General features: G+C 43.6%; 7 protein-coding genes. 6 read left to right on the top strand and 1 reads right to left on the bottom strand.

Translation table 11 applies throughout. From position 1 onward, the window contains the following. The first annotated feature begins 41 nt into the window (after positions 1 to 41). Genes FTV41_RS03410 through FTV41_RS03435 form a run of 6 tightly spaced genes read left to right on the top strand, consistent with a single transcriptional unit; the run spans position 42 to position 6,664 of the window. Complete coding sequence (locus FTV41_RS03410) at positions 42 to 632, top strand: HGGxSTG domain-containing protein (RefSeq protein WP_179996119.1); 591 nt, start codon at positions 42 to 44, stop codon at positions 630 to 632. Next, positions 616 to 1,944, top strand: coding sequence for a terminase (locus tag FTV41_RS03415; RefSeq protein ID WP_179996120.1), 1,329 nt, complete (start codon positions 616 to 618; stop codon positions 1,942 to 1,944). Before FTV41_RS03410 ends, FTV41_RS03415 begins: the two co-directional genes overlap by 17 nt. Positions 1,945 to 1,961: 17 nt before the next feature. Further along, complete coding sequence (locus FTV41_RS03420; protein WP_179996121.1) at positions 1,962 to 4,043, top strand: portal protein; 2,082 nt, start codon at positions 1,962 to 1,964, stop codon at positions 4,041 to 4,043. Beyond that, entirely contained in the window at positions 4,033 to 4,923 is an 891-nt protein-coding gene (locus FTV41_RS03425; protein ID WP_179996122.1) for a hypothetical protein, read from the top strand. The genes FTV41_RS03420 and FTV41_RS03425 overlap by 11 nt, the downstream gene beginning before the upstream one ends. An 11-nt stretch (positions 4,924 to 4,934) precedes the next feature. Further along, positions 4,935 to 6,182, top strand: coding sequence for a P22 phage major capsid protein family protein (locus tag FTV41_RS03430; RefSeq protein WP_179996123.1), 1,248 nt, complete (start codon positions 4,935 to 4,937; stop codon positions 6,180 to 6,182). Between the two features lie 59 nt (positions 6,183 to 6,241). Then, the gene (locus FTV41_RS03435; protein ID WP_179996124.1) at positions 6,242 to 6,664 is read left to right on the top strand and encodes a hypothetical protein; all 423 of its coding nucleotides are present in this window, start codon (positions 6,242 to 6,244) and stop codon (positions 6,662 to 6,664) included. A 115-nt stretch (positions 6,665 to 6,779) separates the two neighbouring features. Here the strand turns inward: FTV41_RS03435 and FTV41_RS03440 are convergent. Then, on the bottom strand, positions 6,780 to 7,706 hold a 927-nt coding region (locus tag FTV41_RS03440), incomplete at its 5' end, for an IS3-like element ISAba29 family transposase (protein WP_179996125.1).

The following is a 7,706-nucleotide window of genomic DNA, read 5'->3' on the forward strand; positions in this document are numbered from 1 at the left end:
TTTGCGAAACAATCCTATGAAAGAAAGTTTATGAGGCGTTTATGGCTATTTGCGGAGCAAAGAAACGCAATGGCGAAGCGTGTCAAAAACCGCCAATCAAAGGTAAAAAACGATGTCGCCTGCATGGTGGGAACGCAGGAGCGCCAATAGGTAACAAAAACAGCGCAAAGCACAATATTTATTCTCAGTTTATGACTGAAGAAGAAATAGAGTTTAGTCAGCAATCTGAATTGCATTCTGTTGATTCAGAACTAAAGCTTTGCAAGGTGCAATTGACTAGAGCATTAAAAGCCAAACAAGCACAGGATGACGCAATTAAAGACCAAGACAAGGTTGCTATTGACTCGATGACGCTTGGGGACACAAACCCTGAAGATCAGAGTGGTGGTGACAGGATTGTATATAAGCGCAAAGATTATGACGCTTTAATTGACCGCTTGATTGGTCGCATCTCTATGTTGACCAAGCAAAGAAATGAGCTTGAGTATCAGGTTTTGAATAATCAAAAATTAGAGCTTGAAGTAGAGAAATTGAGACGAGAAGTTAAGCCACCTCAAGAACACGGCCTGGGAGAAGACTACAAGGTTGAGCTGCGGCCTGATGAGGAAATTCCAAATGAGCCAATTCTTTGAGCCACCAGAAGGTGTAGTCACTCTTACACCAAAGCAGGCCAATATCTACTTATGGGGCTGGCAAAAAGAAGCGCGTTTTCGTGATGCTGTATGTGGTCGACGCTTTGGCAAGACATTCTTGGCTAAAGCTGAAATGCGTCGAGCTGCACGACTGGCTGCAAAATGGAATGTATCGGTTGAGGATGAAATCTGGTATGCAGCACCTACATTCAAGCAGGCCAAGCGTGTCTTCTGGAAACGATTAAAACAAGCAATTCCACCATCATGGCGCGCAGGAAAGCCCAACGAAACTGAATGCACGATCACTCTAAAAAGTGGTCATGTCATGCGTGTGGTTGGTCTGGATAACTATGATGACCTTCGTGGATCTGGCTTATTTTTCCTGATCATTGATGAATGGGCAGACTGTAAATGGGCCGCATGGGAAGAAGTCCTGCGTCCAATGCTTTCAACCTGTAAGTACGTCGTGAGTGGCGAACAGCGTGTTGGTGGCCATGTCCTAAGGATTGGTACACCGAAAGGCTTTAACCATTGCTATGACACTTTCATGGATGGTCAGCCAGGACATGAACCGGATTGTCGTAGCTTTTCCTATACCTCGCTGCAGGGTGGGAATATTCCTGAATCAGAAATCATTGTTGCCAAGCGCAAGATGGACCCGAAAACATTCAGTCAGGAATATGAAGCCAGTTTTGAAAGTTATCATGGCGTTATTTATTACTGCTTTAATCGGGTACTCAGTAGCTCAAATGAAACGGTTCAGGATGGTGACACGCTTCATATCGGCATGGACTTTAACGTTACCAAAATGGCCGCTGTGGTTTATGTGCGTCGTGGTGACACCATGCATGCAGTAGATGAGTTTGTGAATCTATTTGATACGCCTGCAATGATTGATGAGATCAAAGAGCGCTATCCAGAGCATGAAATTGGTATTTATCCTGATGCTTCGGGTGATAACCGGAAGTCCGTTGGCGCAAGTTACACAGACATTTCTTTGCTAAAAAACGCTGGCTTTAATGTTTTTGTGAATACCACAAACCCATCAGTTAAAGATCGTATTAACTCCATGAATGGGATGTTATGCAACACGCTTGGCGAACGAAAATTATTTGTGAATGTGGATAAGTGCCCGCACTTTTCGAAATGCCAAGAGCGTCAAATTTATGACGAGAATGGACAACCAGACAAGAAAGCAGGCTTTGATCACATGAATGATGCTGGCACATACCCAATTGCCTTTATGTTCCCTGTGAAGATTAAACAAGATCCAATAGAAATCAATCCAACCCCAACAATCAATCGTTGGTAATCAAATGGAGTCAAGTCGTGACTGATAAAACAGATCGACTTGCCAAAATCCACGAAACCGCAAAGAAACAATTTGATAAAGCTCAATGTGCTGTTGCCGATGAACGTCAGCAGTGCTTAGAGGATCGTCGTTTTTATTCTATTGCTGGTGCTCAATGGGAAGGCAAGTTAGGCGAACAGTTTGAAAATAAGCCTAAATTTGAAGTCAATAAGATTCACCTGGCTGTCATTCGTATTATCAATGAATATCGCAACAACCGCATTGGTGTGAACTTCATTAGCAAAGATGGTGTGAGCAATGATGACTTGGCTGATACCTGTGCAAAGCTTTACCGGGCAGATGAACAGGATTCTGGTGCAGACGAGGCTTATGACAATGCGTTTGAAGAAGCAGTCGGTGGTGGCTTTGGTGCTTGGCGTTTGCGTGCTGACTATGAAGATGAGGACGATGAAGAGAACGAGCGTCAACGAATCAGAATAGAGCCTATTTTTGATGCTGATACATGTGTTTTCTTTGATCCCGATGCAAAGCGCCAAGACAAAGCAGATGCGAAATACTGCTTTGTTTTAACTTCAATGTCTTGTGATGCATTCAAAGAAGAATATGGTGAAGATCAAGACCCATCTTCTTGGGATAAGACGATTAGCAATGGTCATTTTGATTGGGCATCAAAGGATTCTGTTTATGTCGCTGAATATTACAAGGTCGAAAAGGTTAAGGAGAAGATTCATATCTTCCGCTTAATCGATGGATCCGAAGAGCGATATACCGCAGAACAACTTGAAGAAGAGCCAAGCATCCTTGAAGAATTAAATGCAACAGGTGCGCAACAAGTTCGAGTCCGAGATTTTGAGCGTAAGCGTGTTCGTAAAATGCTTATGTCAGGTCTTGGTGTTCTTGAGGATTACGGCCATATCGCAGGACGTCATATTCCAATCGTGCCTGTGTATGGTAAGCGCTGGTATATCGACAACGTAGAGCGTTGCATGGGTCATGTGCGGCTTTGTAAAGACGCTCAACGACTGAAGAACATGCAGCTATCTAAGCTTGGTGAAATCAGTGCGCTATCTAGCGTTGAGAAGCCGATTCTAGCGCCTGAACAGGTAGCTGGCGTTCAGCACATGTGGGCGAATGACAATATTGAGAACTATCCATTCCTGTTAGCTCATCCGCTTAAAGATGCAATGGGTAGTGCTGTTGCTCAGGGTCCAGTGGCTTATACCAAGTCGCCAAATATACCGCCCGCAATGGCTGCTTTGCTTCAGGTTACTGAGCAGGATTTATCGGACATTTTAGGCAATCAAGAATCAGGTGATGAGATTGTTTCCAATACTAGCGGTGTTGCAATCGAGATGATTCAAAACCGCTTGGATATGCAGTCCTTTATCTACATTTCGAACTTTGCTAAAGCGGTGCGTCGTTCTGGTGAAATTTGGCTGTCTATGGCATCTGAGCTTTATGTTGAAGATGGTCGAACAATGAAGACGGTGGGGGATCAGGACGAGATTGACTCCATTGAGTTATTTAAACCTGTTTATAACCCGACTTCTGGTGAGGTTGAGCATACAAATGACTTAACCAAAGCCAAGTTTGATGTCTCAATTGATATTGGACCAACATCAACCAGTAAGCGCAATGCAACCGTACGATCACTGACAAACATGCTTCCACTGGTATCTGATCCAATGGATCAACAAGTTTTGTCATCCATGATTATGATGAATATGGAAGGTGAAGGCGTTAATGAAGTCCGTGAATATTACCGCAAGAAATTGCTGCGTATGGGTGTTGTAGAGCCAACCAAAGAGGAAGCTCAGCAACTCGCGCAAGAAGCTCAGAATCAGCAGCCTGATGCAAATACACTGTATCTGCAATCCGAAGCTGAAAAGAATAAATCACTCGCAATTAAAGCACAGGCAGACACTGAACTTGCGATAGCAAGAGCAGAAGAAACCAAAGCCAAAGCAATCGATTTAATGACACGCTTAGATATGGACGAGCGACAAGCAGTGCTTGAAGCAATCAGCCAACTAGGTATGCAACCACAACAGGCAACCGTTCAGCCTACACAGAACGAGGAAATGCAATATGTCAATTGAAGACCTGCGCACAGAACTGGATGAACAAGACAACATCGACCCGATTGAAGATAATCAGGACGATGAAAATCAGGAAGATCCAGAAGAAACCCAAGATGAATCAAACCAATCTGATGATGAGACGTCTGAAGATGAGGAGTTTGTTATTACGGTTGGTGATGAAGATCCCGAACCATCCGATGAGGATGATTTTAGCGGTAAACCAGCGCCAACATGGGTGAAAGACCTTCGCAAAAAAGAGCGGGAAGCAAGAAAGCGCATCAAGGAGCTAGAAGCTCAGGTGCAACAAGCTAAACCTACTGAAAAGCCAATTGAAGTTGGACCAAAACCAAAGCTTGCCGACTTTGATTATGACGAAGATCAATTTGAAAGCGCAGTCGAGCAATGGCATGAGCGTAAACGTCAAGTTGAACAGCAGCAGGCAGCAAAGCAGGCTGAGGAAGAAAAGGCTAAGCAAGCATGGCAGACCAAAATGCAAAGCTATGAAGAGCGACGTCAAAATGTAGCATCCAAAGTTCGTGACTTTGAGGAAGTAGAAGAAGCTGCAAAAGACAAACTCACAGCAACCCAACAGGGCATTTTGATTCATGCTGCCGAGAATCCAGAATTAATTCTGTATCACTTAGGGAAAAACCCAAAGAAAGCACAAGAGCTTTCTGAAATTACAGACCCAATTCAATTCGCCTTTGCTGCAGCCAAACTGGACTCTCAGATGAAAATCCAAACTCGTAAACCATCAACTCAACCAGAGCGGAAACCCAGTGGATCGGCGGGCTTATCTGGTGTGGTAGATCAGAAGTTAGCGCAACTCGAAGCGAAAGCAGCTAAAACTGGTGATCGTACCGAGCTGATTAAATACAAAAAATCTTTACAGAAATAAGGTGAATACTTATGGCGAACTCATTTGCTAAAAAAATTGATGTTTTCTTTGATGATGTTGTGGCTGGCTTTGATGCAACCAATATCAGCTCTAAAAACGTTTCTCAATACAAAGCACCTGCAGAAGCACTTGCTTTAAATGGTCAAACTTTCCACCGTCCAATGCCATTGATGACTGAAATTGTGGATGGTCGCGACATTACTGGTCAATATAAAGACCTAGTGGAGCTTACTGTACCTGCTACTTTGACTGAATCACACATCCGTAACGTGCCAGTTAAATTGACAGGTGTAGACCTTAACAACCCGTATGCTTTTGACAATATCGTTAAAACATCAAATATCTTACTTTCTAACAAGTTGGATACATTGGTTGCTAACCGTATTGCAGAGCGCGGCACTTTAGCAGTCATCAATGGTGGTCCGATTGACACTTACGACGAGGCTGCTGAGGCTGATGCTTTGATGCTTGAGCAACAAGCGACTCGTGGCGAACGTATCATGCTGTTAAATCCACGTATGGCGAAAAACATTGCAGGCAACCTTGCTGCGCGTCAAACAATGAACACAGCGCCAATGAACGCATACCAGCGCTCTACACTTCAACCGATTGCAGGCTTTGATACTTTCCGTGTTGACTACGGTAAATCAATTGTTGGCTCTGCAGGTGCTGGTTATTTGGTTAGCGGTGCGCAGTCATATACCCCAGTTTCTGCTGATGTGAATGGCATCCCTGCTGATAATCGTACTCAAACTTTAGCAGTTAAAACTGGTACAGGTGCCGCAGTTGGTGATGTGTTTACAATTGCGGGTGTATATGCGGTTGGTCATATCAACAAGCAGTCTACTGGACAGTTGAAAACTTTCCGTATTCTTGCAATTAGCGGTGGTAACTGGACAATTTCACCTGCAATCGTTCCTGCAGATGGCACTGCAGTAGCACAAAAAGCTTATGCAAACGTGACCACTGGTGCGGCAGCAGATGCAGCAATTACTATCCTAAACACAAAGACCACTGCAGCAAGCGTGTTCTATGAAAAATCAGCGATTGAAATTGTGCATGCTGACTTCAATACTGAGCCGTTTGAAGCTTCAGGTAAGCGTGTACGTAAAGCGACTACAGATAGCGGTATTCAGATCGTGATGTTGTCTGACTCTAACGTCGATACATTGGCGGCTAACTACCGTTTATTTGTATGGGCGAACGTGGAAGTGCTTAACCCTGAATTGGCTGGCATCATGCTAGAGAATCAGACCTAACAAAACCATGACGACAAATGCCCGCTATATGCGGGCGTTGTCATTTTTGGAGTAGTGAAATGTCGAATTATCCAAAAATGCTCTACAAGGGCAACAAAGCTAAATACGAACACCAAACCGCATCGAATGAAGAGTCGGAAAAAAAATTACTTGATTCAGGTTGGGTGGGTTTTGGTGAATTGCCTGAACGTGAACCAGTTACTGGTGGCTCGGTTTCTGGAATTGATTCATCTGCATTCGTACCAGTAGAGCAGTTTGATGCGCTAGGTGAAGAAAACACGAAGCTTAAAGAAGAACTGGTTGAAGCTCTAAAAGAAAACCAAGAGCTACGCAAGCAGATCCGTTTTAAGAAACTGGAAGACAAGCCAGCAGATGAACTCAAAGCCATTCTTGATAAGGCTGAAATCAAATACAAAGCCAATGCTGGAAAGCCTGAATTAGCTCAGTTGGTGTTGGGCCATGAGTCTAAAGACTCTGAATAAATAAGAGGTGCTAAATGTCCTGGACTAAAAGACAAATTGTTGAGCAAGCGCTTGAAGAACTGGGACTTGCATCTTATGAACCGTACCGGGTTTGTCGGAGACTTTTTTATTTAAGTTAGGCCACCTGACCTAACGGGTTAATCTTATCATAGTACATTGCTTCAAACTCAAAAGGCGATACATAACCCAGTGCACTGTGTACACGCTTTTTATTGAACCAATCTACCCAGTTTAGTGTCGCAAGTTGTACATCTGCTAAACCTTGCCAATCTGCTTTTAAATATTCAATCACCTCTGTTTTGTATAAGCCATTCACCGTTTCAGCCAAAGCATTATCGTATGAATCACCAGTCGTACCGACTGATGCTCGTAAATTTGCTGCTTCTAAACGATGGGTATAACGAATGGAAAGATATTGCACACCTCTGTCGGAATGATGAATCACATTCTTTGGCATGCCTCGATCATGCAATGCTTGCTCTAATGCATCGAGCACCATATCTGTATTCATTCGTGTAGATACTTTCCAGCCAACAATTGCTCGTGAGAACACATCAATAATAAAGGCGGTATAGACCCAGCCTGAATGAGTTTGAATATACGTAAAGTCACTGACCCACAGTTGGTCAGGATGATCAGCAGTAAAATTACGTTTCACTAAATCATCTGCTCGTTTTTGGTCATCTCGGCTACGGGTGGTTTGTTTGTTCTTACCTCGCCAAACACCTTGTATAGCTAGCTTCTGCATCAATCGAGCAACTGTACAACGTGCGATAACATAACCTTCACGTTTCAATTGTTGCCAGACCTTACGCACACCATATCGACCTAAACTTTCTTTCCAAATACGTTTGATTTGCTCTGCATGATGTAAATCATGCAGAGCACGTTTCGCTCGATGTTCTGGATTGTCAGCGAGATCTAAAGCCCGATAATAGGTCGAAGCTGCAATCGGTAAAATTCTACAAATCGCTTCAACACCATATCGATCTTTATTGTTCTGGATAAAATCCACCATTATTTGTGTGGGCGGTCGAGCTCC

Source organism: Acinetobacter sp. YH16051 (genome assembly GCF_013417135.1).
Classification (GTDB): Bacteria; Pseudomonadota; Gammaproteobacteria; order Pseudomonadales; family Moraxellaceae; genus Acinetobacter; species Acinetobacter towneri.

Bases quoted from the DNA above. Each gene is read 5' to 3' on its own strand.
- FTV41_RS03430 (WP_179996123.1), top strand. From the start codon at position 4,935: ATGGCGAACTCATTTGCTAAAAAAATTGATGTTTTCTTTGATGATGTT.
- FTV41_RS03415 (WP_179996120.1), top strand. From the start codon at position 616: ATGAGCCAATTCTTTGAGCCACCAGAAGGTGTAGTCACTCTTACACCA.
- FTV41_RS03425 (WP_179996122.1), top strand. From the start codon at position 4,033: ATGTCAATTGAAGACCTGCGCACAGAACTGGATGAACAAGACAACATC.
- FTV41_RS03410 (WP_179996119.1), top strand. From the start codon at position 42: ATGGCTATTTGCGGAGCAAAGAAACGCAATGGCGAAGCGTGTCAAAAA.
- FTV41_RS03435 (WP_179996124.1), top strand. From the start codon at position 6,242: ATGTCGAATTATCCAAAAATGCTCTACAAGGGCAACAAAGCTAAATAC.